The organism is Thalassotalea crassostreae, from assembly GCF_001831495.1.
Lineage (GTDB): Bacteria > Pseudomonadota > Gammaproteobacteria > Enterobacterales > Alteromonadaceae > Thalassotalea_A > Thalassotalea_A crassostreae.
The window spans coordinates 1619891-1646363 of the sequence record NZ_CP017689.1 but is presented as its reverse complement, the minus strand read 5'-3'; the positions used below and the strand labels follow the sequence as shown (position 1 = coordinate 1646363).

Below are 26473 nucleotides of genomic sequence, written 5' to 3'. Positions count from 1 at the left end.
TGAATTTATTAGCGCAGGCTCAACCTATTGAGCCATTCCCCTGAGCCTGGAGCGATTAGCTTCAGGCCTTTTTTTGCCTACATGGAAGTAGGTATGTCGCGGTCACATGGATGTGAAAGAGCGACGCCCTCTCTTGTTTCCTAATTATTGGGGTATGCCGAAACACCATGGATGGTTTGTTCGTGTGCCTTACCCGAAACAGTGGCCGTTCCTTCACAAGCACGAGACCACGGCTTTACTGATTCCATTCACGTCAGCGACGTCTTCTATTGTTTCCTAATTATTGGGGTATGCCGAAACACCATGGATGGTTTGTTCGTGTGACTTACCTGAACCAGTGGCCGTTCCTTCACAAGCACGTGACCACGGCATTAGTGAATCCATTCACGTCAGCGATGGTGTTTTGTCTTTAAGAAATCGTAGAGAATTATATTAATTAACTTTGAACAGTCTCTTGTAGTTCTCTGTACTTAGCTGAGCAATTTCTTCGACTGTTTGACCACGCACATCTGCTAGCATTTTTGCAACTTCTACCACATAGGCAGGCTGGTTTTGCTTACCACGATGTGGCACAGGAGCTAAATAGGGAGAATCAGTTTCAATTAAAAACTTATCATTAGGGACTAAGTGCGCCACGTGTCGTAACGCTTTTGCGTTTTTAAAGGTAACGATACCTGAAAATGAAATATAAAACCCCATAGCAATCGCTTGTTCAGCCATTTCCCAGCTCTCGGTAAAGCAATGCAATACACCACCTACTTCTTCTGCACCTTCTTCACGCATGATGTTTAGCGTATCTTCTTGGGCATCACGGGTATGAATAATAATCGGCTTATTAAGCTGTTTAGCGACTCGGATATGTTTTCGAAATGCGTCACGTTGCACTTCTTGTGTTTCTGGGGCGTAAAAGTAATCTAGGCCAGTTTCACCAACTGCGACAACTTTGTCATTATCCGCAAGTGTTAGCAATTCTTGCTCATCAACTAAATCATCTTGATTTAACGGATGAACACCACAAGAAAGATTTACATTGTCATAATTACGGGTCTTTTCGACCATAGACGGAAATTCTTTTAGTGTTACTGACACGCACAACATTTGCTCAACATTGGCAGCTTTAGCTTGTTGCATAACATTATCAAGATTGTTATCAAATTCGGCTAGATCTAATCTATCCAGATGACAATGGGAATCAATAAACACTAACGTCTCCGGCTATTTTTATAGGAAATTAAAGAGTGGCAAGTTTAACACAATAGAGATTAATTAAAACATTTAGTAATGGCAGTCTAGCGTCTAATATGAACAGCTAAAAATCATGCTCCAAAACGAAATAATCCCGAATAAATTCAGGATTATTGCTATTGGATTAGTCGTACGTTTACATGGTAAATGTCGCGTCTTTAGAATTAAGTAAACGTCCGAGTTCTTTCTCAATTTGACTACAGACATTATTTTCATCTTTGCCGAAAGCAAGGCCAACCCCCTGCTCAGTACCATTTTGAGCCCCTGGAGGCGTTATCCAACATACCGTTGTTTGCATTGTTGTGCCGTCGATTTGACCTGGCAGGGTAATTTCAAGCTCAATTTCATCGCCTATTTCATAAGGCTCATTAGTTTTAACAAACATTCCACCTTGCTTTAAAAATGGCATATAAGCCATGTAAATTTCACGTTCATTTTTAAATGATAAGACATGTCGATTCATGATGAATTCCTAATACCGTATTATTATTCTTGTATCTGTAATACTTGTTCGATATCAAACAATAAAGATTCTATAGTAAAACCTTTATTGGCCTGAGTTAAAAGCTTTAATTGCTTATTTGCTGCATTTATTAACATTTGGCACTGCCATAATTGCTCGCCATTAAAATTTTGAGCGAATTTAAATTGCGGCATTGTTTGCAAAGATTCTCCCCAATCAGCTTGGATCCGAATTAGATGAACAAAAGATTGTGCTAACCAACGCATCGCATGTATGTTTTCAACCAATACTTTAGCAAACGTCAATTGATTATCAAAACTTAGCAAAAATTGACTCAATTGCTGATTAAAGTCGTCAAATTGCTCTCTTACCTCGCTATTTGTTAATTCTGCAAAGTGATGAATATTACTAAAATCGTTAATACTGTCAGCTGACTGGACCATTTCAGCAAGTTCTTTGCCCGTCGGCGGCTGAATATTTAACACTGAGCTGCGACTAATGATGGTCGGTAATAATAATTCTTGGTTATTACAAACTAACAGTAAAAAGCTATTATCGGTTGGCTCTTCTAAGGTTTTGAGTAATGCATTGGCAGCCGATTCAGTCATGTTTTCAGCGCTACGTATAACAACGACTTTAGCACCGCTTAACTGCGCCGTTTTTTGTAAAAAACCACCTGCTTCTCTTACTACATCAACACCAATATTTTTCTCTTGGGTATCAATCACGAACAAATCGGGATGTGAGTTAGAGCTGACCAACAGACAGGACTTGCATTGACCGCAACTATGTTGCTGAGTATTTTGCTCGCATAACAATAACTTACTTAACCAGTCACCCAGCTCATCTTGCCCAGCTAAATAGCTGCCAAGTAATAACAATGCATGGGGCAACAAGCCTTGCTCTATTTTGCTGTCAATTTCCTGCTTAGAGTCAACTAACCAAGGCTTTTCCGCTAAATTAGCCACTCAGTTGTTCACCTAATATGTTTTGGATATCGCGATGGACTTGTTCCATGGTTTGGCTGGCATCAACGATAAAAATACTATCATCTAATGTTGCTAACGAAAGGTATTTATTACGAACGCGATGAAAGAAATCAATCTTTTCTTGCTCAATACGATCCAGCTCCCCTCTAGCCTGAGCTCGAGCTAAACCAAGTTCCGGCTCAATATCAAGATAAAGCGTTAAGTCAGGCTTAAAACCTTTCAAGGTTATATCAGCAATGGTATTGATGGTATCGTCATTAAATTCTCGACCACCGCCTTGATATGCTCGAGAGGATAGATCATGACGATCACCAATCACATATTTACCGCTATCTAACGCTGGCTTTATTTTATTATGCAATAACTGACTGCGGCTCGCGTACATCAGCAATAACTCACACTCAGGTGTAACTTGCTCATCACTTGGCTCTTTAACTAATGCGCGAAGCTTTTCAGCAATCACAGTACCGCCTGGCTCTCGTGTTTTTTCAAACGCAACGTCGCGCTGCTGTAAAAAGTTCTCTATTACGCTTATTGCCGATGACTTGCCCGCGCCTTCAATGCCTTCTACAACGATAAATTTCCCTTGTACCATGACCGTTTACTTACCTCTAATGTATTTGTTTACCGCATTATTGTGTTCACGTAATGTGGTTGAAAAATGATGTTCACCATTGCCTTTGCTGACAAAATACAAGTACTTTGACTCAGCAGGATTCAAACTTGCTTCAATTGCAGATTTTCCTGGCATCGCAATTGGCGTCGGTGGCATACCGTCGATACGATAGGTATTGTATGCTGTTTTTTCTCGAATGTTTGCATAGGTAATATCACCAGTATATCTATCACCTAATCCATAGATAATCGTTGGGTCTGTTTGTAAGCGCATTTTTTTGGCAAGTCGATTAATAAACACTGCCGCAATAATTGGTTGCTCAAATACTTGCCCGGTTTCCTTCTCAATCAATGACGCCATGATCAATGCTTCGTAGGGTGATTTATAAGGTAGTTTAGGTTGTTTATTTTCCCAACTCGATTGCAATTCCACCTGCATTTTCTTAAATGCTTGCTTAAGAATATCGATATCGGAAGTATGAGCAACGTATTGATAGGTACTAGGGAAGAACAACCCTTCTGGATGCTTCACAGTTGCGTCGATGCTCTGCACAATATCTAATGGTGTTTTGCCATCAAGCGTTTGCTTTATGTAAGGTGTGTTGGCTAATTGTAGGAGCCATTCTTTGAATGTCGAACCTTCCACAAAGGTAATCTTAAATTGATATTCCATTCCTGATTGAACAAGACCAAGTAGTTCGATCATTGACATGTTAGGTTGAAATTCAAAGGTACCGGCTTTCAATCGTACTTGCGTAGGGTTTAATTTTGCATGTAAGCGATAAGAAAATCGTGAATTAATGTAGCCACGCTTTTTAAAATCACTCAGTAGATGATTATATGATTTACCCGGTTTAATGGTATATAGGGTTGCAGTATCTATATTTAACGGCTTATTTACTGTTGAATTAGCATTAAAAACCACCACGACAACAGCAATTGCTAATGCCGCTAATATAGCAATAATTACTCGCCACATTTATCAAAATCCTTAAGTTGTTGTTGCAATGAGTCTATATACTCATGATCGATATGCAACGTCCGTCCATTATAATTTTTAACCGGTGCAATGGCCATTAAGCAATTACACAATAAAATAATATCAGCACTATCTAATTCACTGATTCTAGCATGACACTCAACAACATTAGGTAAAAGTGTCATTAATTTTTGTCTGATAATACCATTCACGCCCGCCATCGATAAGTTAGGTGTATACCAGATATTATTTTTACGCCAAAAGATATTCGCTGAGTTACATTCAACGATACAATGTTCGTAGTCACATACGACTACTTCATCGACAGGTAACTGATCTAGTTCTTGTCTGATCATTACCTGCTCTAGGCGATTAAGATGCTTGATGCCTGCTAAGCTAGGGTTTCGGCCTAATTGTGTCTTACTTACGCCTAACGTTAGACCACTGCTATGCCAGCCTAAATAATGTTTTGGATACGGTGAACAAGTAACAATAACATTAGGTTGTTCAATCCCATCTCGGGAATATCCTCGTTTAGAGTTTCCGGCGCTAATAATCACTTTTAGCGTAGCAAGTAATTGCCCTGCAGCCGCTTTAACCATTTCCGCTTTAATTTGATTAAAATCCGGTTGCGCTAAACCTAATTTAAGCACACCACTGCGCAATCGATGAATATGATCATCAATATGCTCTATGTCGCCATCAACAATTTTGGCTGTGGTAAAAATACCATCACCAAAAGCTAAGCCTCGATCACTGATATCGACACTATCGCTTGCTTTAAAATTAACTGATTTATAAACCATATTGTTTTTATTAAGTTTTTAATTGGCTATTTAAATTTGGTGTATTCGTGTATTTTATATGCAAATATAAAAAAGCCTGAATACATTTATAGTATTCAGGCTTTTAGCAATCTTATCAAGCGTTCAGTTAGACTTTTTTAAACAGTAAAGAACCGTTTGTTCCACCAAAACCAAAAGAGTTACATAGAGCATACTCTAAGTTTGCTTGGCGAGCTTCACCACGAATATAATCAAGATCACAACCTTCACCAGGGTTATCTAAATTAATTGTTGGCGGCACTTCAGAATTTTGTAATGCTAAAATTGTGAAGATTGCTTCCGCAGAACCCGCAGCACCTAACATGTGACCAGTCATAGACTTAGTCGAACCCATCATTAGTTTATAGGCATGAGCGCCAAATACTGATTTTGCGCCATTAGTCTCGGCAATATCGCCTGCAGGCGTTGAAGTGCCGTGAGCATTGATATAACCAATTTTGTCGCTGTCGATACCAGCATCTTTAATTGCATTTGACATCGCTAAAGCGCCGCCTGCACCGTTTGTTGGTGGCGAAGTGATATGATGTGCGTCGCCGCTCATACCAAAACCGCTCAATTCTGCGTAAATTTTAGCACCACGAGCTTTTGCATGTTCATATTCTTCAAGAACAACCACCCCAGCACCATCACTCAAAACAAAGCCATCACGATCTTTATCCCAAGGACGAGATGCTTGTTGAGGAGCGTCATTGCGAGTCGATAATGCTCTAGCAGACATAAAGCCGCCAATACCTAATACGGTAGACGCTTTTTCTGCACCGCCAGCAACCATAGCATCAGCGTCGCCGTATGCAATCATACGAGCCGCGTGACCAATATTATGAACACCAGTAGTACATGCTGTCACTATCGCAATATTAGGTCCTTTAAGACCGTGTGTGATAGAAAGATGACCTGAGATCATATTTAATATGGTTGATGGACAGAAAAATGGAGAAAGTTTACGCACACTTTGATTTAGTGCTTTTGTATGACCTTCTTCAATTAATGTTAATCCACCGATACCTGAGCCAACAGCAACACCAATACGTGCAGCATTTTGCTCAGTAACTTCTAAACCAGAATCAGCTAACGCTTGGTTACCTGCTGCAATCCCGTACTGGATGAATAAATCCATTTTACGAGTTTCTTTTTTGGCAATACCAAAACTTTCTGGATCAAATTCTTTAACCATACCAGCAAACTTAGTTGTAAAGTCTGTGGTATCTAAATGTTCAATTAGGCCAATACCGCTTTTTCCGGCAAGCAAAGCATCCCAAGTAGATTGAGGATCATTTCCTAACGGACTTAGCATTCCTAGGCCTGTAACTACGACTCGTCGCATGACAATCAATGTCTCCGCATTAAAAGTTGAAATTTTTCAAAAAACAAAAACAAAAAAGGCGGTAATTAAACCGCCTTGATTGATTAACTCGTTATTAGCCGTTAGCTGTAACGTAGTCGATCGCTGATTGAACAGTTGTGATTTTCTCTGCTTCTTCATCAGGGATTTCAGTATCGAACTCTTCTTCAAGAGCCATTACTAATTCAACTGTGTCAAGAGAATCCGCACCTAAATCATCTACGAAAGATGCTTCGTTTTTAGCTTCTTCTTCTTTAACACCTAACTGTTCAACGATGATTTTTCTTACGCGTTCTTCGATAGTACTCATTATTTTTCCTTTACTATATTAAGCAATTATATAATTGCGTGTAGTTTATTCGTCATCAAGTCGCCTTGCAAGCTTTTAAGTCACTTTTCTGGTCCAACCTCATGACTAATCTCTTATTTATGGCTTAAAACCGGTATTTTTGCAAGAAATCTACTTAAATTACTGTGCAATAATTAACCAGCGATATAAACCTTAAAAAATAGATTGGTTAATTTACCAAAAGACAGCTTAGTTCTGCCTTTTAATAATTTTGCCAAATTGGCATTAAACCATGTACATGCCACCATTAACGTGAATAGTTTCACCGTTAATGTATGCAGCAGCATCAGAAGCTAAAAAGCCTACTGTTGCAGCGATTTCTTCTGGTTCACCTAAACGATTTGCCGGCACCTGTGAAGAAATAGCACTGCGCTGTTCATCATTCAAAGCTTTAGTCATATCTGTATCAATAAAACCTGGGGCAATTGCATTTACTGTGATGCCACGAGATGCAACTTCTTTTGCTAATGATTTAGTAAAGCCAAGTAAACCCGCTTTCGATGTTGCGTAGTTAACTTGGCCAGCGTTGCCCATAGAGCCAACCACTGAACCAATGTTAATAATACGGCCATTGCGATTTTTCATCATCGGACGCATTACTGCTTTACTGATCTTAAATAAAGAATTCAAGTTGGTGCTGATAATATCATCCCACTCGTCTTCTTTCATGCGCATCATTAAGTTATCGCGTGTGATACCAGCGTTATTTACCAAGATATCAATTTGACCAAATTCAGCTTTAATCGCTTCAAATAGAGCCGTAATTGAGTCGCTATCAGTAACGTTAAGAGCAAAGCCTTTACCGTTATCCGCTAAGTAAGCACTGATATTGTCTGCACCACCTTGTGATGTTGCCGTACCAATTACTGTCGCTCCTTGGCTAACTAACTGTTCCGCGATTGCTTTACCAATACCACGACTTGCGCCAGTTACCAGTGCAGTTTTACCTTCTAATGAAAATAAAGACATTGTCTATCCTTCTAATGCAGTGTTTAGTGTGTCAGCAGTATTTACCGATGCACAGCTAAGTTGTTTGTTAATACGTTTGACAAGACCTTGTAATACTTTACCAGGTCCTGCTTCAATTAATGTTTCAGCGCCTAATTCAGCAATTTTTTCAACTGATTCAGTCCAACGAACTGGCGAATATAGTTGACGAACTAACGCATCTTTAATTGCCGCTACATCACTTGTCGCTTCAACATCAACGTTATTGATTACTGGAATGCTAGGCGCGTTAAATTCGATGCTTTCTAAGTCAGCTGCTAATTTATCAGCTGCTGGCTGCATAAGAGCACAATGCGATGGCACGCTAACAGGTAATGGTAAAGCACGTTTTGCACCAGCTTCTTTACATAAAGCCCCGGCACGTTCTACCGCATCTTTATTACCAGCAATAACGACTTGACCTGGTGAGTTAAAGTTAACAGCAGAAACGACTTCGCCTTGGGCTGCTTGCTCACAGGCATTGATAATAGCGTCATCTGCTAAACCAATGATTGCATACATTGCACCTACACCAGCAGGAACAGCTTGTTGCATGTACTCGCCACGCTTTTCCACAAGCTTAACGCCATCTTCTAAGCTGATAACGCCAGCAACAACTAGTGCAGAATATTCACCTAATGAATGACCTGCTACAACACTAGGTACAGCGCCACCTTTAGCAATCCATGCACGATATACAGCAACACTTGCCGTTAATAATGCTGGTTGAGTGTAATTTGTTTGATTTAATTTACCCTCACTGTCGTTTTGACAAAGGTCCCATAAATCGTAACCTAACGCAGCAGATGCTACTGCAAATGTTTCCTTTACCGCTTCAACGTCAGCAAGATCAGCAAGCATACCTACCGATTGTGAACCTTGACCAGGAAATACAAAGGCTAAATTGTTGTTCATTGTTTATTACCTAAATATTAAAAATTTATCTATTACTATGTGAATTAGAATTTAACTAATGCACTACCCCAAGTAAAACCACTACCAAAGGCTTCCATAAGAATTGTTTGACCACGCTTAATACGCCCATCACGAACGGCTTCATCAAGTGCTGTTGGAATCGTGGCAGCTGAAGTATTGCCATGTTTGTCCAATGTCACAACGACTTGCTCCATCGGTAGCGAGAGCTTTTTAGCTGCCGCAGCGATAATACGTAAATTTGCTTGATGTGGTACTAACCAATCAATTTCAGATTTATCCATATTATTGTGTTCTAAGGTTTCAGTCACAATTTCGCTTAAACGTGTTACAGCAAACTTGAAGACTTCATTACCCTTCATATATATATATGCTTTTTCTTCTGTCATTAACTCACCACGCTTAGGCGAGTCAGCACCAAGTAGCGCCCCATAATCACCGTCAGAATGAATATGAGTTGAGATAACGCCTGGTTCTTCACTAGCTTCAATAATAACTGCGCCTGCAGCATCACCGAATAAGATATAAGTACCACGGTCACTTGGGTCGCACATGTGTGAAAGCGCATCTGCACCCACCACAAGGATACGTTTAGCCATACCTGATTTAATGTACTGATCAGCAATACTAAGACTAAATATGAAACCGGAACATGCCGCAGCCACATCGAACGCAGGAATAGTTGGTACACCTAAATATTTTTGTAAATGACATGCCGCACTTGGTAAATCAACGTGCGAGCTAGTAGACCCCATCACGATCATATCAATCGTTGATTTGTCGATACCTGCCATTTCAATCGCTTTTTCAGCAGCTTTAGCGCCCATATAAGCAACATTTTCATGCTCTGCAGAAATACGACGCTCTTTAATACCAGTTCGTTCAGTTATCCACTTATCGGTGGTGTCCATCATTTTTTCAAGATCAGCATTGGTTCTTACTTGCTCAGGAAAATAACTGCCGGTACCAATAATTTTAGAATTCATTTTTTTTAAGACCTTTTTAATAATCCCAGTTCAACTTTGCTTTTTATTTTATCAGGAACTTGCCTTTCAACTTCTTTTACAGCTTCTAATATCGCATTGTAAAAAGCTGAACTTGTCGCATTGCCATGACTCTTCACAACAATACCGCGTAATCCTATCAAACTTGCGCCGTTATACTGGTCGGGGTTCAGTCGTTTTACGATTTTTTTTAGCGTTGGATTCAATAGAACCCCCAATATACGGGTAAACTTGCTGTCTTGAATAATCTTCATTACTTTTGACATAACAAGTTTTGCAACACCTTCACATGTTTTTAAAGCAATATTTCCAACAAAGCCATCACAAACAATGACATCAGCTTTACCTGAAAATATATCATTACCTTCGATGAATCCAATGTAATTTAGTTCCTCGGATTCATTGAGTAATGTTGCTGTTTGTTTAATTCGATCACTGCCTTTAATATCTTCTTCACCCATATTGAGCAAAGCAACACGAGGCGATTCTTTACCATCGACTTCTTCAGCCATCGCTGCGCCCATTAGTGCAAACTGAAATAAGGTATCAGAATCACAAAAAACGTTAGCACCTAAATCAAGCATTAACGCATGGGAATTAGAGTTGGTTATTGGTAAATGAGAGATCAATGCAGGACGTTCAATGCCTGACAGTTTCTTAAGCACATAATGAGAAATAGCTAGCAAAGCTCCGGTATTACCAGCACTCACAACAGCATCAGCATCACCAGCTTTAACTAGCTCGATAGCTTTGCGCATCGACGAATCTTTTTTGGTTCGTAAAGCCGCAGATGGTTTTTCATCCATGGCAATAGATTCACTTGCATGTAATACAGTGATTCTTGGATGTTCGAAACAATTGTGTTGTTTTAGCAATGGAAGGATTGCAGCTTCATCCCCGACAAGGGTGAGCTTAAGTGTTGGCAAGTTATTAATTGCCATTATTGCAGAAGGGATTGTTACTAGGGGGCCAGAATCGCCCCCCATAACATCTAACGCAACCGTTAGACTATGCAAAGTTAAGTCGCTTATTTAGCGATAACTTTTTCACCTTTGTAAAAGCCATCGGCTGTTACGTGGTGACGACGGTGAGTTTCACCAGAAACGCTATCTACTGATAAGTTTTCTGCTGTTAATGCATCGTGTGAACGGCGCATGCCACGTCTTGAACGAGATTTCTTACTCTTTTGTACGGCCATTACCCTACTCCTAAATTTAAAAAAGTTACTTGAGGTTTTTTAAAACATCAAATGGATTCGGTTTCTCAAGCGTATCCGGTAACTCACCCCAACTCGTATCAGCTTTAGCTGAACACTCGCTTAGGTTATGTTTCGGTATTAATGGAATCGCAATGATTAATTCGTCTTCCACTAATTCGCGTAAATTTACTTCACCATTTTCATCTAATACTACAGTGTCATAATGCGAAGGTAGTTGCTCGGCACTATCCTCATCTTTAACAGGACTATAGCAATACTTTACTTTTAGTTCCTGTTGAAATGGTTCATTACAACGCTGGCATGTTAAAGCTACTTGAGTTTCTGCGCTACCACTGATTACTATCAGTCCTTGCTCATCCACATCAAAGTTGACTACAACATTGATTTGCTCACTTTCCGCTTTATCAACTTCGGCAAGCAATCTTTCTAATCCAGACATCTCAAAATAACCGTTACACTCAAGACGACGCTGAGCGCTTTTATACGGATCTATTGATATCGGGAGCTTAAGATTCTTCATAAGGCGCGCATATTAAATGGTGTCGAGCCTTGTGTCAAAAGAAAATTAGCTAAATTAATTGTAAAAGCCAATTTAATCACAAATTTTAACACAAGTGCGCTATATATGAACACTTTTCGTCATTTAATAATCGTTAACATTATTATCATCAAAAATTAATATTGTTAATATAACCAATAAGTTTTAGATAATAACAGTAAAGTTAAGTAAAATAACCCTAATTTTTTCAGTGTTCATTTGGTTTTTAATTTCATAGCTTTATCTAAGTCTTTATATTAGAGCATAAACTGGACATTCGTTTTCGATTACATGTAATCACGTATTTTGTAAAAATAAGAGTATTATTTATGACCCAACTCGTTTTAGGCTCAACCTCGCCATTTAGAAAGGCTTTATTAGAGAAACTTAATGTACCGTTTGATTGTGCCAAACCAAACATTGATGAAACAGCTATCGATGGCGAAACACCTGAACAACTTGTCGCTAGACTCGCTGAGCAAAAAGCAAAGGCCGTTGCTGAACAGTTTCCTGAAGGACTAATTATAGGTTCAGATCAAGTAGCAGTTTGTGACGGTAATATTCTTGGTAAGCCTCACACCTTTGAAAACGGCGTTAAACAACTAACGTCATTTAGTGGCAAATCTGTAACGTTTTTAACAGGACTTTGTTTATACAACGCAATTACCGATAAGGCTCAAGTCATAGTTGAACCGTTTCATGTAAGCTTTAGAGAATTAACGATTGATGAGATAAGCCATTATTTACATGCAGAACAACCATATAACTGCGCGGGAAGTTTTAAAAGCGAAGGTCTCGGTATCTGTTTGTTTGAAAGTTTAAACGGTGACGATCCAAATTCATTAATCGGTTTGCCATTAATTCGATTACATCAATTACTGAAAAATGAAGGTTTCGACGTCTTACAATATCAGTAATCCATCTACTGTGTCACAAAGAGCGGTTCAAAATAACCGCTCCGCTTGCTTCTTTTCCAAGTTCGTCATTGGCATTGTAAATAGGACAATTGGTCATCGATAAGCAACCACAACCTATACAACCAGTTAATGAATCTCGAAGATTCTCTAAATAACGGATACGTTGTTCAAGGGTTTCTTGCCAAATTTTGGCCAGATTCCCCCAATCATTTTTGTTTGGCGTTCGGTTATTTGGTAATTGTTCAAAAACAGTTTTTACTTCACCTAAACTGATGCCCATCTTTTGCGCCGCTTTGATCACCGATATACGTCGCAGCACATCACGCTTATAACGACGTTGATTGCCTTGATTACGCCAACTTCGAATTAGCCCTTTTTGTTCATAAAAATGTAAAGCAGAAACCTTAATACCACATCGCTTTGCCACATACCCAACGGAAAGTGTTGCTTCTTCTATCACTGACATCAATTAGTTTCCTCTACACACGGTTTTCATGCTAACCGTTAATAAAATTTTCAAGTATTAGGTAAAAAACGCTTTACCTCAAGTTAAGTTGAGGTTTTATAGTACTCCCTAAATCAATGTTAGCCAACATAAAAACAACCTAAATCTAAACCAAAACTTAAACCAAAACTTAAACCAAAACTTAAACCAAAACTTAAACCAAAACTTAAAACAAAAACTAGAACCAATACTATTAAGGGACCCTTATGCATTTAGAACACATCAACTTATTCGTTAAAGATATGGATGCCACACTCAAATTTTATCGAGCAGCATTTCCACATTGGCAAATTAGAAGCCAGGGGCGAGCGTCATGGTATGGAACACCACGAAATTGGATTCACTTTGGTGACGAATACCAATACTTAGCTTTTAGCGACAGTGCCACAGGAGAAAATAGAGATTTAGAAAGTATGAATGTCGGTTTATCTCATTTCGCTTTTGTTACCAATAACATCGAATCTACCATAAAACGACTCAGGCAAGCTGGCTACCCGGTTGCTAAAGATGGCGCGACATCAAAATTTAGAAAAAATTTCTATTGTATTGATCCGAGTGGTTATGAAGTTGAGTTTGTAGAATATTTAAGTGATATACCATCAGAACGCAATCAAGATGAGTAGCAAAGGTCAATGATATTAAAACCTAACGACTAGTACCAAGTGGTAAAAAACAAATAAGCCAGCAAGTTGCTGGCTTATCATTTCAAGGTATGAAGTAATTTTTATGAGCAAGATTAATAAGTCTTAACCGTCTGTTTTTTCAATATAGCGGTTAATGCATCGTCATAAGGTGCCTCAAACTTTACTCGTTCCTCAGTTTTAGGATGAGTAAACTCGATGCTCGCAGCATGCAAAAATAAACGCTTTAAACCTTGTTTATTCATTAATGCAGTAAAATCTTCGGCTCCGTATTTCGCATCACAGCCAATTGGATGACCTGATACTTGACAGTGAACACGGATTTGATGAGTTCTCCCGGTTACCGGAAATGCCCTAACCAAGGTACAACCTTCATAATGTTTTAGTACTCGATAACGAGTTTCTGATTCTTTACCATTGACATTGTCAACGACGACAACTCGCTCACCTGATTTGAGATCATTCTTTCGTAGGCCTTCAGTAACACGAGTTAATTTTGCAGACCAATGACCTTTTACTAAAGCATGATAAAATTTCTGGACATTCTTATGACGTAATTGTTCGTGCAAATTCCTCAGTGCCGAACGTTTTTTAGCAACCACTAAACAACCCGAAGTATCTCTATCAAGTCGGTGCACTAGTTCTAACATTTTTGCTTTTGGTCGCAAAGCTCTAAGCGCTTCGATCAAACCAAAACTTAATCCACTTCCACCATGAACTGCCATGCCGGTTGGTTTGTTGATAACAATTAGACTGTCATCTTCAAAAATAATGTTTTGCTCTAGAGACGAGACTTTTTTAAGAGAGGTTGAAACGGGTGCCGCCTCTTCCGAAACTCGAATAGGACAAATACGTACAATATCTTCGGTTTGCAATTTATATTCTGGCTTAATACGTTTTTTATTAACTCGTATTTCACCTTTACGTAATAATCGATAAATCATGCTTTTTGGAACACCTTTAAGTGTTTTTAACAGGAAATTATCGATACGTTGACCATCGGTTTCTTCATCAATGGTAACAAACCTTACTTTTGGTCTTTCACTAGTTTCTGTCTGACTATTAGCCGAGCTATTTGCAGAATTATGACGGGCATTTGGCCCTTTATTTGGTTTTTGATCGTTCATGGCGCGATTTTAGCACAGTTTTTTGCAGTTTTGCGTAATAAAACATAGCAAATTTATTGCCTTATCCTATTATTTAGTGGGATAATGCTCGAGTTATTGTATTTGTCATAAATACTTAACAGAACATTACATAACATTTGCATCGCCTAAGTGCCCAATTGGCCAGCGAACAAATGTAGAAACGTAAAAACGAAGCTCTCGATTGAATCGTAAGAGGTTTGTTGCGGCAACATCACTGTACAACGAATTCGTGTTTGATTTAACCATTACCAATTATGGACTGACAATCCGGTAAAGAGTTAAACGACACCCGATACATTGACTGAATTGCCTATTGTTTGCACCGGCGTATGTAACTTGCCAGTGTTTAAAACATAAACAACAAATCCAGCTATAAAAGAGCAAATTAAATTATATAAAAGTAAGCACAGCTGAAGCTGAGTGCAAAAATTAATTAGGTTATGGTCGATATCAATCTGAAAACAGATTGAATAAAGGTAAAACAAACCGTAATCTTTTGAAAATTAAATTAAAAATAAACAGGCCCAAATTTTTAGGGAATGACATCCGTGAGGCTGCCAATTCTCTGTTTGCTATTAAACAGGTAGTATTTTACCTGATGTATTTTCGCACAAAGCAGCGTTGTGACTTATTTAAACAATAGAGTCACCTATTTATGAAACGCATGTTAATCAATGCAACACAGTCGGAAGAATTCCGCGTAGCACTTGTTGACGGCCAAAGCCTTTACGATTTAGATATCGAAAGTCCAGGTCATGAACAGAAAAAATCAAACATATACAAGGGTACAATCACCCGCGTAGAACCCTCTTTAGAAGCCGCATTTGTAGACTATGGTGCAGACCGACACGGTTTCCTACCAATGAAAGAAATTGCGCGCACGTACTTCCCACAAGGATACAGTTTCCAAGGCCGACCAAACATCAAAGATGTATTGCGTGAAGGTCAAGAAGTTATCGTTCAAATCGATAAAGAAGAACGTGGTCAAAAAGGTGCTGCCTTAACGACGTTTATCTCTCTTGCGGGTAGTTACTTAGTATTAATGCCAAACAACCCAAGAGCCGGCGGTATTTCACGTCGAATCGAAGGTGATGAGCGCACTGAACTAAAAGCAAGCTTGAACAAATTAGACTTACCTAAAGGTATGGGGTTAATCGTTCGTACAGCTGGTGTTGGTAAAGCTTACGAAGAGTTAGAATGGGATTTAAACGTTCTTTTAACTCACTACAAAGCAATTGAAGAGGCTGCTTCATCGCGCCCTGCTCCGTTCTTAATCCATCAAGAATCTAATGTTATCCTTCGTTCAATTCGTGATTATCTACGTCGTGATATTGGCGAGATTGTGGTTGATCGTCCAAAGATTTTTGAAAGTGTTAAACAACACATTCAACTTGTACGTCCAGACTTTATCAATAAAGTTAAACTGTATAAGGGTGACGTACCATTATTTACTCACTATCAAATCGAGTCACAAATTGAATCAGCATTTATGCGTGAAGTACGTTTACCTTCAGGCGGTTCAATTGTAATCGACCCGACAGAAGCATTAACGTCAATCGATATCAACTCGGCGCGTGCAACTAAAGGTAGCGATATTGAAGAAACTGCTTTCAATACTAACCTAGAAGCCGCAGAAGAGATTGCTCGTCAATTACGATTACGTGACTTAGGTGGTTTAGTGGTTATCGATTTTATCGATATGACACCAGTTCGCCACCAACGTGAAGTTGAAAACCGCATGCGTGATGCTGTACGTCCAGATCGTGCACGTATTCAATTAAGCCGAATCTCTCGTTTTGGTTTGTTAGAAATGTCTCGTCAACGTTTACGTCCTTCAATCGGTGAAACCAGCCAAGGTGTTTGTCCTCGCTGTAGCGGTACCGGTAATGTTCGTGGTGTTGAATCTTTAGCACTTTCTATATTGCGTTTAATGGAAGAAGAAGCCATTAAAGACAAAACATCACAAGTTCACGCTCAAGTACCAGTGCCTGTAGCAACGTACTTGTTGAACGAAAAACGTAATGCTGTAGGTCATATTGAAAAAAGCCATGATGTTAAGGTGTTAATCCTAGCAAATATGGATATGGATACACCGCAGTATGAAGTTGTTCGTGTACGTGATGACGAAACAATGGCAGAAGCAAGCTACGAAATGAAGCTTAAAGAAGCGGCTGTTGAAGAAGCCGTAATGCCGAAGTTCCAAAAAGAAGTGGTTAAACGCGATGAGCCGGTTTTACAAGGTATGTCAGCACCAAAGCCTGCGCCTGAAAAAACCAATACTCAAGCACAACCTAAGCATCAGAAACAACAGCAGACGCAACAGAAATCTGTTGGTGTTATTGCTTCTATCGTTGCATTCTTCAAATCAATGTTTGGTGCTGAAGAACAACCGAAGAAGAAGCCGCAACGTAATAACAATAGAAAACCACAACACGAACGCAATGAGAGAGGCGATCGTCGTAAGCGTAAACCACGCAATCAGCAACGTCGTGGTAAGCAGCAAGACCGTTCTCAAAACGATCGTTCACCACAAAACCGTGATGATAAAAACAAAGATCAGAAACAAGCTCAAGCTAAGAAGCAACCTAATAAGCAGCCTCAACATAAACATGCTGACAAGCCTAAAGAAGAGAAAGTTGCTGAACGTCGTCAACGTCGTAATACTCGTAAGAAAGTACGTGTAAACGATCAAAAGAGCGATCAAAATAACGAGCAGAACGTTCAAAGTCCGAAAACTAACAAAGCTCCGGCGAAATCAACTAAACAACAATCTGAAAAGAAAGTTGAGAAAGTTGAAAACGTAAATGAAACACCTGTAACAACTGATAATAAGCAAGATGGAGAGTCGAAGCCAAGAAATCGTCGCTCACCTCGTCACTTAAGATCTCACGGTCAACGTCGTCGTAAAGAAAAAGATGATGCAGCACAAGTTGAGAATAACGTGATTGAGCAAAATATTGTTGAAAATCCAGTTGATGCACGTTACCCAAGTAATGTAGAAAGCCAAGGTTCATTTGATTTAGAAGCACCTGAAAGCAATGAAGCTGCTGTTACGACTTCTGCGCCTGCCGCTGAAACAGTAGAGCAAGTAGCGAACGAAGCTGTTGAAACAAACAAAGCTGAAGTTCAACAAGACTTACCTCTTGCTGAAGAAACGCCTACTGCTGAAGAAGCACCAGTTGCTGAAGAAGCACCAGTTGCTGAAGAAGCACCAGTGTCTGAAGAAGCACCAGTTGCTGAAGAAGCACCGGTTGCTGAAGAAGCACCAGTTGCTGAAGAAGCACCAGTTGCTGAAGAAGCACCAGTGTCTGAAGAAGCACCAGTTGCTGAAGAAGCACCGGTTGCTGAAGAAGCACCAGTTGCTGAAGAAGCACCAGTTGCTGAAGAAGCACCAGTTGCTGAAGAAGCACCAGTTGCTGAAGAAGCACCAGTTGCTGAAGAAGCACCGGTTGCTGAAGAAGCACCGGTTGCTGAAGAAGCACCAGTTGCCAAGAAAAAAGCACCAGCTAAGAAAAAAGCTCCTGTTAAGAAAAAACCAGTTGCTGCTAAGAAAACAGTAGTTAAAGGTAAAGCTCGAGCTGAAATGGCTAAACCTGCTCCAGTTGAAGTTTCGACAAATGAAATTCCAACAGCAGCGTTAAGTAGCGCAGATCGTGCAAGTGTTGCTCGTTCAGAGAAAACAGCCGCCGTTGCTTTTGCAACGAGTAGTAGCTCTGCAGGACCAACTAAACCGCAATCATAATTAGATGTGAGCGATAAAGTAAAAGCAAATAAGCCAGTCAATTGACTGGCTTATTTATTTCTAGTAATTGGCTAATAATTGGTCTACTAATTAAAGGCTCAAATAAGCTGCATTCTTTTCAAGAAACTTACTGCCAATACCTTTTACATTAGCTATATCTTCAATTCGTTTAAACGGACCAAACTTATCTCGGTAAGTGACAATAGCCTCTGCTTTCTTTAAGCCTAAGCCTTTAAGTTGAGTTAATTGCTCTACCGTTGCCTTATTCACACTGATAGGCATTTCTACAGCGATTGAGGACTTATCAGGACTGGTTTTGGCATGTGATGGATTTAACGACGGTATAAGAGTCAACGCTAAGGCTAATAGTATTAATAAAATGTTTTTCATAAGTAATTCCTTTACATAAAGTTGATACCACACCTTGTGGTATTAACTTTAGCTTAGAACACTAATACTCCCTGTCAAGCCTTATAAAATGGGCCATAGAAGAATCCCTACTTACATACAGACATAAAAAAGGCCCACGAACGGTGGGCCTTATTAAAAGAGTTAGAAAAGTATTATTTGTCTGCTCTACTCATATATTTCTTTTCTTCAGTATTTACTTTTACTTTATCACCTGTAGAAATATATTCAGGTACTTGCACAACAAGCCCTGTTGAAAGTGTCGCAGGTTTCGTACGTGACGTTGCAGAAGCGCCTTTAATTGAAGGATCGGTTTCAGTTACTTCTAAATCAACACTCGATGGTAATTCAATCGCTACCGGTGAGTCTTCGATAATAATAACCGTTAAATCTTCGGTTTCTTCAGTAATGAATGGCACTTCATCAGCAATTGCTTCTGTGTTTAAGTTATATGGTGTGTAATCTTCGTTATCCATAAACACATACTCATCACCGTCGATGTATGAAAACATCACTTTACGACGAGATAAGTCGGCTAAATTTAGCATATCAACATCTTTAAATGTTTCATCGATTTTTTGACCTGTCACTACATCGTATAATCTCATACGGTAAAGACTTCCGCCTGCACGCCCTTGTGGTACAGAGCGAGTGATCCCTCTTACTATACAAACTCTGCCATTGTGCTCAATCGCAGTATTCTTTTTAACGTCACTTGCCTTAGGCATCTTAATTTCCTATTTTTCTTAGCTTACTTATTCTTAAACGGTTTTTTATGTTTTGATTATCTAAACAATAATTTTCTATACGAGAATCTATACAAGAATCGACTGATTGATATCTTGCAATACTTGGTGTGGATCTGCAGATTTAGTGATTGGACGACCAATTACTAAGTAATCTACGCCTAAATCTATCGCTTGCGGTGGTGTCATTATGCGTTTTTGATCGTCAACGCTGCTGCCTACAGGTCGAATACCCGGTGTTACCAACTTAAAGTCTTTGCCTAAGTTAGTTTTAAGCATTTCAGCTTCCTGAGCTGAACATACCACACCATCTAATCCTGCTTGCTGAGTTAAGCGAGCAAGGTTCATCACATGTTGTTCAGGCGTCGCATTAATGCCTAGCTCAATTAAATCATCCGCCGACATACTCGTTAATACGGTAACAGCAATCAATAACGGCGCATCTTTACCGTACTGCTCTAGCCCTAACTTAGCTTGCTGCATCATTTTTGAACCGCCACTGGCGTGAACATTTACCATCCATACACCTAAATCGGCTGCCGCTTGAACAGCTTTAGCAACGGTATTAGGAATATCATGGAACTTTAAATCTAAAAACACATCGAAACCTCGATGGGTTAAACCTTTAACAAACTCAGGACCGAAATGAGTAAACATCTCTTTACCCACTTTTAATTTTGCATCACTTGGTTGAATTTTATCAACAAATGATAATGCATCTTTTTGATTTGCAAAATCTAGCGCCACAACTACTTTGGCATCAGACATCTTATTCTCCTTCAAGGCCCCTCACCGGTTTTATCTGCTCCCAATCATGACAGGAAGGACAAGACCAGTAATGGACAGTACTATTAAACCCACAGTGACGACAGCTGTATCTGGGTCTGATATTTATATATGCGGCAACCAACTCTTTTATCGCATCTAAGCTTTGTTGAGTTTTTCCTTGTTCGCTTTCGGTTAATTGCATTTTAATAAAGTGCTTAAACCCGCGAATAGTAGGACGCCTATTCAATGCCGTTAAAATATACTCTTCGGCTTTTTCTTTTGATTGCGTTGATTCAACGAAATCAAGGTATTTAATTAATGCTGTGGTACTGCCCGTTTTTTCGAATACTTTCTGTATAAACGGGTAAAACTCGTCATTAATATCGCTATGTTGATAACAGTGCTGCATTTTATCAATAACGTCAGGAAAAAACTCGCTATCTTGATAAAAAATTTCCTGATAGCAACGACAAGCATCATTATATTGTTCACTCTTCTCAAAAACCTGGGCCATTAGGAAGTTTGCACGGCTTGATTTCGGATGAAGCTCTAATGCTCGTTGCAATAACTCTAACTCTTTTATGTACTCTTCATTCAATATTGCAATACTTGCTAACTCACAATAGAAATTTGCTAAGACTTGTTTGAGCTTTTTATCTTTTGATTTAAGTACTGACTTCTCAAGACCTACACCTTTTTGCCAATCTTTCGTTGATTGGTATATTTGCATTAAATAGGTAAGCGCTTTGATGCCGTATATGTCTGATTTCAATAGTTTGTGAAACAATTTTTCAGCTCTATCGAATAATCCGGCACTATGAAAATCTCGGCCTAATTCAAAAACCGCTTGTTGTTTTTGTTTATCGCTAAGCATGGGTTGGCGCACAAGGTATTCATGAACTTGCAATGCCCTATCAAGCTCACCTCTTTTACGGAATAAGTTAGCCATAGCAAAATGGGCTTCAGCGGTATCATCTTCAACGGTAAGAGCTTCGAGCAGATATTCCATGGCTTTGTCTTGTTGATTAGACAATAGGTAATTTAAGCCTGTCGAATATTTTATAGTAAGGGAGTCTTTATCATGCTGATCTTTTTGCTTAATACTATTGCGCCCCATAAACCAGCCATAACCAGCAGCTACAGGTAACAATAGAAAGAGCAACTCAGTCATATGACTAGCTATTCAAATGTGGCGCTTGAGCGGGCGCGTTTGTTTTATCTTTAAAACGTTTTATTTTGCGAGAAATCGAAAAACTCAGCATCGCAAAAACGCCAATGATAAAACCAATAAAAGTAAAAATACTTACTGCCATGGCGACACTAATATTGCTACGAGCAATAATATAATTTAATTCAATAATTTGTTCGTTCTGGCTACCAAATACAAAGGCAATAGCCAAAAAGGCAAATAATACTAAAATAGATAAATAAAGTTTCAAACGTTTGTTCTCTTTGAAGTTTTCGTTTGTTTTGTTAAGTATATTGCTAAAACGCGTGTATTTACAGTAAAAAAATGGACTAAATTCTGTTAATCGCGCGGTAAGTTTATGTCTATAGGTATTGAAGATTATCGAATCATATCAAGTAAAAGAGCTTTGATGCGACACCAATACATATCTTACGTTACGTTCGATAATAGCATTAATGATAATTCAATATTCAGAGCATTCAATTCGGCACTAAAACCAGATTAGATCTTTATTAGACCGTGTGAAATTCTTGGGTGCCGAACTTTAGACATTTCAGTGAAACGTTTAATAAGTTAATCGTGCTCTATATACTACCGTTTACGCGTTCACGTAATTCTTTACCAGGTTTAAAGTGAGGTACGTATTTTCCACTCAATTCAACCGATTCCCCAGTCTTAGGGTTACGTCCTGTGCGTGGTGCACGATAGTGCAATGAAAAGCTACCAAAGCCTCGAATTTCAATTCGATCGCCCTGCTCAAGAGTATTAGCCATCATCTCTAGAATGTCTTTGATTGCCAGTTCAACATCTTTGGCAGACAAATGATCGAGTTTATCAATTAATCTTTCTATTAGTTCAGACTTGGTCATTTTTTCAGCTCCGTAAAATTTTGTCTTTAATAACAAGTACTTTTTTACTACTATTTTTATCAATACATTAATTTAAGCACAAAAAAGCCGCTAGTGTTAGCGGCTTTCTTAATTTTTACAAAAAACTTTGTAATTTAACGTAAATTGTTAAATTTCAATTAGTTTTTAGCGTTTTTGAATGCTTCTGCCATTGCGCTTAAACCAGTGTCTTCAGCTTGGTTTAAGTTTTCCATTGCAGAACGTTCTTCAGCTTGGTCTTTCGCTTTGATAGAAAGGCTGATAGTGCGGTTCTTACGATCAACACCAACAAACTTAGCTTCAACGCTGTCACCAGTCTTAAGAACTGTTGATGCATCTTCAATACGATCAGTAGAGATGTCAGCTACACGTAGGTAACCTTCAACGCTTTCTGCTAATTCAATCTTAGCGCCTTTAGCGTCAACTTCGATAACGGTACCAGTAACGATAGCGTTTTTCTTGTTGTCTGCAAGGTACATGTTGAATGGATCGTCTTCAGTTTGCTTAACGCCTAAAGAGATACGCTCGCGCTCTGGGTCAACTTGTAATACAACAGCGTGAATTTCATCACCCTTCTTGTATTCACGAACTGCTTCTTCACCGCCATTCCAAGAAATGTCAGAAAGGTGAACAAGACCGTCGATACCACCGTCAAGACCGATGAAGATACCGAAGTCAGTGATTGACTTGATCTTACCAGAAACTTTGTCACCCTTGTTGAAGTTCTTAGCGAACTCTTCCCATGGGTTCGGGATACATTGTTTAAGACCTAGAGAAATACGACGACGTTCTTCGTCAATTTCAAGAACCATAACTTCAACTTCGTCACCTAAGTTAACAACTTTAGATGGGTGGATGTTTTTGTTAGTCCAATCCATTTCAGAAACGTGAACTAAACCTTCAACGCCTTCTTGGATTTCAACGAAACAACCGTAGTCAGTTAAGTTAGTTACGCGACCAGTAAGCTTAGCACCTTCTGGGTAACGGTTAGCTATAGCTGCCCATGGATCTTCGCCTAACTGCTTCATACCTAGTGATACACGAGTACGGTCACGGTCGAACTTAAGAACTTTAACTGGGATTTCATCGCCAACATTAACGATTTCACTTGGGTGCTTAACACGCTTCCAAGCCATATCAGTGATGTGTAGTAGACCATCGATGCCGCCAAGATCAACGAACGCACCGTAGTCAGTAAGGTTCTTAACGATACCTTTAACTTCTTGACCTTCTTGTAAAGACTCAAGAAGTTGATCACGTTCAACGCTGCTTTCAGTTTCGATAACAGCACGACGAGATACAACAACGTTATTACGCTTTTGATCAAGCTTAATAACTTTAAATTCTAAATCTTTGCCTTCAAGGTGAGCAGTGTCACGTACTGGACGTACATCTACTAATGAACCTGGTAAGAAAGCACGGATGTTGCTAACTTCAACAGTGAAGCCGCCTTTAACTTTGCCGTTGATAACACCGACAACAGTTTCTTTTTCTTCGTACGCTTTTTCAAGGAACTGCCATGCTTCGTGACGTTTCGCATCATCACGAGAAAGAATAGTTTCACCGAAACCATCATCAGTTGCTTTAAGAGATACATCAATTTGGTCACCAACACTAACTTCTACTTCACCAGCAGCGTTTTTGAATTGGTCAATTGATACAACTGATTCAGATTTAAGACCAGCGTCAACTAGAACGTTGTCTTTTTCAATACGTACAATAGTACCTTTGATAATTGAACCAGGGCGTGTTTCTACTTCTTTTAAGCTTTCTTCGAAAAGCTGTGCAAAATTTTCCATCATAACTTGTATATAAACTCAGTTATTAGTCCAATCCACATCATGTGTCATGGGTAAGTTAAATTCGTTTCGTGCTTCCATGCAGTAAACGCTATAAAAATTAATAATTAATAATTAATTACGCTAAACAACTAAAGTCGCAATCAGTTCACTATATAAGTAACCAATTACGACAGTTTTTCATTGGCAAATGTCAGAATATTTTCTACCACTTGATCTATGGTTAATTCAGTAGAATCAACGATTAACGCTCCTTCTGCAGGGACTAATGGCGCGACCGCTCTATTCTGGTCTCGCTCATCCCGTTGACGTATGTCATCCAAAAGGCGCCCGATATTAACATCAACGCCCTTTTGTTGCAACTGAATCATGCGTCTTTTTGCTCTCTCTTCTGCGCTAGCCGTTAAGAATACTTTCACTGGCGCATCAGGAAATACAACGGTTCCCATATCTCTACCATCTGCAAGTAAACCTGGGGCTTCTTTGAAAGCTCGTTGACGTCTTAATAACGCTTCACGTACTCGTGGAAATGCTGCTACTTTTGACGCTACAGCACCAACTTCTTCGGTACGTATATTGTCGGTAACATCTTCACCTTCGAGCATTACTCGCGGCTCTGAATGTTCAACAATTTTAAATTCAACATCTAAATGAGAAGCTAACGGTATTATTGCTTCCTCTTGCTCAACATCAATATTGTGATGCTGAACTGCCACAGCTAAAACGCGATATATCGCGCCGCTGTCTAATAAATTCCAACCAAGTTGCTGTGCTACTTTTCTTGAAACAGTTCCTTTACCAGCGCCACTAGGTCCGTCTATGGTAATTACTGGAATGCTTTCCGGCATACAATATGTCTCCTAAATAGAAATTCGGCTAGATTATACGGCATTTATTTTTCAAAATCGCGTAAAAAATAATTTATGTAGACACCTGCGCTAACTTATCAAAATAATCTGGGAAAGTTTTCGCGGTGCATTTAGGATCATTGATAGTCACAGCCGTATCACTTAAAGCAACAAGAGAGAAACACATCGCCACTCGATGATCATCATAGGTATCTATTTCAGCATGTTTGAGCGAACTCGGCGGTGTAATAGTAATGAAATCATGACCTTCAATCACTTCAGCGCCTACTTTACGAAGCTCTGTTGCCATTGCATTTAATCGATCAGTTTCTTTTACGCGCCAATTATAGATATTTCGAATGCTCGTCGTACCTTCGGCAAATAGTGCTGCAGTAGCTATGGTCATCGCGGCATCTGGAATATGATTCATATCCATATCGACCGCTCTTAAAGGTTTACCGATAACGGTAATAGATTCGTCTTGCCAGTGAACTTCCGCGCCCATTTTTTCAAGCACATCAGCAAAATGCTTATCACCTTGAACACTTAATTTACCAACACCATGAACCGTGATCTGGCCGCCTTTAATTGCGCCAGCAGCCAAAAAATAAGAAGCAGAAGAAGCGTCGCCTTCAACCATATATCTATCTAGCGCTTTATATGACTGATTACCGTTAACAGTAAACGATTTATAGTCATTGTTTTGAACCTCAACACCAAATCGTTGCATAATGTCCAATGTAATATCAATATAGGGTTTAGAAACTAATTCACCTTCAATATTAATGTTGGTGTCTGTTTTCAATAACGGCGCAATCATCAATATCGCGGTTAAGAATTGGCTCGAAATAGAACCATCGATAGAAACTGAACTACCCGTTAAATCTTTACCTTTTATTTTCAAAGGAGGGTAGTCTTTGTTTTCCAAATATTCTAAGTCAGCGCCAAGCTGCTCTAGTGCATCACCTAGATGACCAATTGGTCTTTCTTTCATTCTAGGTTCGCCCGTTAAGATAAACTCACCTTCACTTGCAGCAAGCGCCGCACATAAAGGACGCATGGCAGTTCCTGCGTTGCCGAGGAATAGCTCTAATGGCTCAGATGTATTTGCGGCAACGTTAAAAAAACCATTGTTACCAACAACGCGACACTCAGTACCACAATCACTTAACGTATATTCAATACCAAGGCTTGTTAGAGCATTGAGCATATGATTAATATCGTCACTGACTAATAAATTGGTGATCTTAGTTTCACCATTGGCTAAAGCAGCAATTAATAAGGCACGGTTAGATAAGCTTTTAGAACCAGGTAAAAAAACTTCTCCGTTTATTTTACTGATTGGGTTTAATGTTAATTGTTCCACC

At 39.2% G+C, this 26473-nt stretch carries 28 protein-coding genes; 3 read left to right on the top strand and 25 right to left on the bottom strand.

Annotated features, from left to right (window positions below):
- Nucleotides 1–432: 432 nt before the first annotated feature.
- The 14 genes from LT090_RS07080 to yceD form a co-directional block, all read right to left on the bottom strand.
- The gene (locus LT090_RS07080; protein ID WP_068545235.1) at nucleotides 433–1203 is read right to left on the bottom strand and encodes a TatD family hydrolase; all 771 of its coding nucleotides are present in this window, start codon (nucleotides 1201–1203) and stop codon (nucleotides 433–435) included.
- A 178-nt stretch (nucleotides 1204–1381) separates the two neighbouring features.
- The gene (locus LT090_RS07075; protein ID WP_068545234.1) at nucleotides 1382–1708 is read right to left on the bottom strand and encodes a PilZ domain-containing protein; all 327 of its coding nucleotides are present in this window, start codon (nucleotides 1706–1708) and stop codon (nucleotides 1382–1384) included.
- Nucleotides 1709–1731: 23 nt separating this feature from the next.
- Nucleotides 1732–2676: a DNA polymerase III subunit delta' gene (locus tag LT090_RS07070; protein ID WP_068545233.1), complete on the bottom strand. Its 945-nt coding sequence runs from the start codon at nucleotides 2674–2676 to the stop codon at nucleotides 1732–1734.
- The gene (tmk, locus tag LT090_RS07065) at nucleotides 2669–3292 is read right to left on the bottom strand and encodes a dTMP kinase (RefSeq protein WP_068545232.1); all 624 of its coding nucleotides are present in this window, start codon (nucleotides 3290–3292) and stop codon (nucleotides 2669–2671) included. The genes LT090_RS07070 and tmk overlap by 8 nt, the downstream gene beginning before the upstream one ends.
- Nucleotides 3293–3298: 6 nt before the next feature.
- Nucleotides 3299–4291, bottom strand: coding sequence for an endolytic transglycosylase MltG (gene mltG, locus LT090_RS07060; RefSeq protein WP_068545231.1), 993 nt, complete (start codon nucleotides 4289–4291; stop codon nucleotides 3299–3301).
- Nucleotides 4279–5097 carry an aminodeoxychorismate lyase gene (gene pabC / locus LT090_RS07055; protein WP_068545230.1) on the bottom strand — a complete coding sequence of 273 codons (819 nt, stop codon included), beginning with the start codon at nucleotides 5095–5097 and terminating at the stop codon, nucleotides 4279–4281. Before pabC ends, mltG begins: the two co-directional genes overlap by 13 nt.
- Nucleotides 5098–5224: 127 nt before the next feature.
- Nucleotides 5225–6466: a beta-ketoacyl-ACP synthase II gene (gene fabF / locus LT090_RS07050; protein ID WP_089152995.1), complete on the bottom strand. Its 1242-nt coding sequence runs from the start codon at nucleotides 6464–6466 to the stop codon at nucleotides 5225–5227.
- Between the two features lie 88 nt (nucleotides 6467–6554).
- The gene (gene acpP, locus LT090_RS07045; protein ID WP_068545228.1) at nucleotides 6555–6788 is read right to left on the bottom strand and encodes an acyl carrier protein; all 234 of its coding nucleotides are present in this window, start codon (nucleotides 6786–6788) and stop codon (nucleotides 6555–6557) included.
- A 264-nt stretch (nucleotides 6789–7052) separates the two neighbouring features.
- Nucleotides 7053–7796, bottom strand: coding sequence for a 3-oxoacyl-ACP reductase FabG (gene fabG / locus LT090_RS07040; protein WP_068545227.1), 744 nt, complete (start codon nucleotides 7794–7796; stop codon nucleotides 7053–7055).
- 3 nt (nucleotides 7797–7799) lie between these two features.
- Entirely contained in the window at nucleotides 7800–8729 is a 930-nt protein-coding gene (fabD, locus tag LT090_RS07035) for an ACP S-malonyltransferase (RefSeq protein ID WP_068545226.1), read from the bottom strand.
- Between the two features lie 44 nt (nucleotides 8730–8773).
- A complete protein-coding gene (locus LT090_RS07030; protein ID WP_068545225.1) occupies nucleotides 8774–9733 on the bottom strand; it encodes a beta-ketoacyl-ACP synthase III in 960 nt (319 codons plus the stop codon).
- Nucleotides 9734–9738: 5 nt separating this feature from the next.
- The gene (plsX, locus tag LT090_RS07025) at nucleotides 9739–10767 is read right to left on the bottom strand and encodes a phosphate acyltransferase PlsX (protein WP_089152990.1); all 1029 of its coding nucleotides are present in this window, start codon (nucleotides 10765–10767) and stop codon (nucleotides 9739–9741) included.
- Between the two features lie 11 nt (nucleotides 10768–10778).
- A complete protein-coding gene (rpmF, locus tag LT090_RS07020) occupies nucleotides 10779–10949 on the bottom strand; it encodes a 50S ribosomal protein L32 (protein WP_068545224.1) in 171 nt (56 codons plus the stop codon).
- A 25-nt stretch (nucleotides 10950–10974) separates the two neighbouring features.
- Nucleotides 10975–11490, bottom strand: coding sequence for a 23S rRNA accumulation protein YceD (yceD, locus tag LT090_RS07015; RefSeq protein ID WP_068545223.1), 516 nt, complete (start codon nucleotides 11488–11490; stop codon nucleotides 10975–10977).
- A gap of 347 nt (nucleotides 11491–11837) precedes the next feature.
- On the opposite strand from yceD, the gene LT090_RS07010 reads away from it, so the two are divergent.
- Nucleotides 11838–12425, top strand: a complete 588-nt coding sequence (locus LT090_RS07010; RefSeq protein ID WP_068545222.1) for a Maf family protein — start codon at nucleotides 11838–11840, stop codon at nucleotides 12423–12425.
- Between the two features lie 13 nt (nucleotides 12426–12438).
- On the opposite strand, the gene soxR is transcribed toward LT090_RS07010, so the two are convergent.
- Nucleotides 12439–12891 carry a redox-sensitive transcriptional activator SoxR gene (gene soxR, locus LT090_RS07005; protein ID WP_068545221.1) on the bottom strand — a complete coding sequence of 151 codons (453 nt, stop codon included), beginning with the start codon at nucleotides 12889–12891 and terminating at the stop codon, nucleotides 12439–12441.
- Between the two features lie 245 nt (nucleotides 12892–13136).
- Here soxR and LT090_RS07000 point away from each other — a divergent pair, with 245 nt between their 5' ends.
- A complete protein-coding gene (locus LT090_RS07000) occupies nucleotides 13137–13553 on the top strand; it encodes a VOC family protein (RefSeq protein WP_068545220.1) in 417 nt (138 codons plus the stop codon).
- Nucleotides 13554–13666: 113 nt separating this feature from the next.
- Here the strand turns inward: LT090_RS07000 and rluC are convergent, their stop codons facing one another.
- Complete coding sequence (rluC, locus tag LT090_RS06995; RefSeq protein ID WP_082897067.1) at nucleotides 13667–14698, bottom strand: 23S rRNA pseudouridine(955/2504/2580) synthase RluC; 1032 nt, start codon at nucleotides 14696–14698, stop codon at nucleotides 13667–13669.
- A gap of 676 nt (nucleotides 14699–15374) precedes the next feature.
- On the opposite strand from rluC, the gene rne reads away from it, so the two are divergent.
- On the top strand, nucleotides 15375–18461 hold the full coding sequence (gene rne / locus LT090_RS06990; RefSeq protein WP_070795905.1) for a ribonuclease E: 3087 nt from the start codon (nucleotides 15375–15377) through the stop codon (nucleotides 18459–18461).
- Between the two features lie 90 nt (nucleotides 18462–18551).
- On the opposite strand, the gene LT090_RS06985 is transcribed toward rne, so the two are convergent.
- From LT090_RS06985 to aroA, 9 genes are all read right to left on the bottom strand, one after another.
- Nucleotides 18552–18851 (bottom strand): ComEA family DNA-binding protein, encoded by a 300-nt coding sequence (locus LT090_RS06985; RefSeq protein WP_068545218.1) that lies wholly within the window; start codon nucleotides 18849–18851, stop codon nucleotides 18552–18554.
- A 173-nt stretch (nucleotides 18852–19024) separates the two neighbouring features.
- Nucleotides 19025–19597: an elongation factor P-like protein EfpL gene (gene efpL / locus LT090_RS06980; protein ID WP_068545217.1), complete on the bottom strand. Its 573-nt coding sequence runs from the start codon at nucleotides 19595–19597 to the stop codon at nucleotides 19025–19027.
- Nucleotides 19598–19684: 87 nt separating this feature from the next.
- On the bottom strand, nucleotides 19685–20383 hold the full coding sequence (pyrF, locus tag LT090_RS06975; protein ID WP_068545216.1) for an orotidine-5'-phosphate decarboxylase: 699 nt from the start codon (nucleotides 20381–20383) through the stop codon (nucleotides 19685–19687).
- A gap of 1 nt (nucleotide 20384) precedes the next feature.
- Nucleotides 20385–21554 carry a lipopolysaccharide assembly protein LapB gene (lapB, locus tag LT090_RS06970; RefSeq protein ID WP_068545215.1) on the bottom strand — a complete coding sequence of 390 codons (1170 nt, stop codon included), beginning with the start codon at nucleotides 21552–21554 and terminating at the stop codon, nucleotides 20385–20387.
- A gap of 4 nt (nucleotides 21555–21558) precedes the next feature.
- Nucleotides 21559–21822 carry a lipopolysaccharide assembly protein LapA domain-containing protein gene (locus tag LT090_RS06965; RefSeq protein ID WP_068545214.1) on the bottom strand — a complete coding sequence of 88 codons (264 nt, stop codon included), beginning with the start codon at nucleotides 21820–21822 and terminating at the stop codon, nucleotides 21559–21561.
- A gap of 334 nt (nucleotides 21823–22156) precedes the next feature.
- A complete protein-coding gene (gene ihfB / locus LT090_RS06960) occupies nucleotides 22157–22441 on the bottom strand; it encodes an integration host factor subunit beta (protein WP_068545213.1) in 285 nt (94 codons plus the stop codon).
- Nucleotides 22442–22599: 158 nt separating this feature from the next.
- A complete protein-coding gene (rpsA, locus tag LT090_RS06955; protein WP_068545212.1) occupies nucleotides 22600–24261 on the bottom strand; it encodes a 30S ribosomal protein S1 in 1662 nt (553 codons plus the stop codon).
- A 164-nt stretch (nucleotides 24262–24425) separates the two neighbouring features.
- Nucleotides 24426–25106 (bottom strand): (d)CMP kinase, encoded by a 681-nt coding sequence (gene cmk, locus LT090_RS06950; protein ID WP_068545211.1) that lies wholly within the window; start codon nucleotides 25104–25106, stop codon nucleotides 24426–24428.
- Between the two features lie 73 nt (nucleotides 25107–25179).
- Nucleotides 25180–26472 (bottom strand): 3-phosphoshikimate 1-carboxyvinyltransferase, encoded by a 1293-nt coding sequence (aroA, locus tag LT090_RS06945; protein WP_068545210.1) that lies wholly within the window; start codon nucleotides 26470–26472, stop codon nucleotides 25180–25182.
- Between the last annotated feature and the right edge of the window lies 1 nt (nucleotide 26473).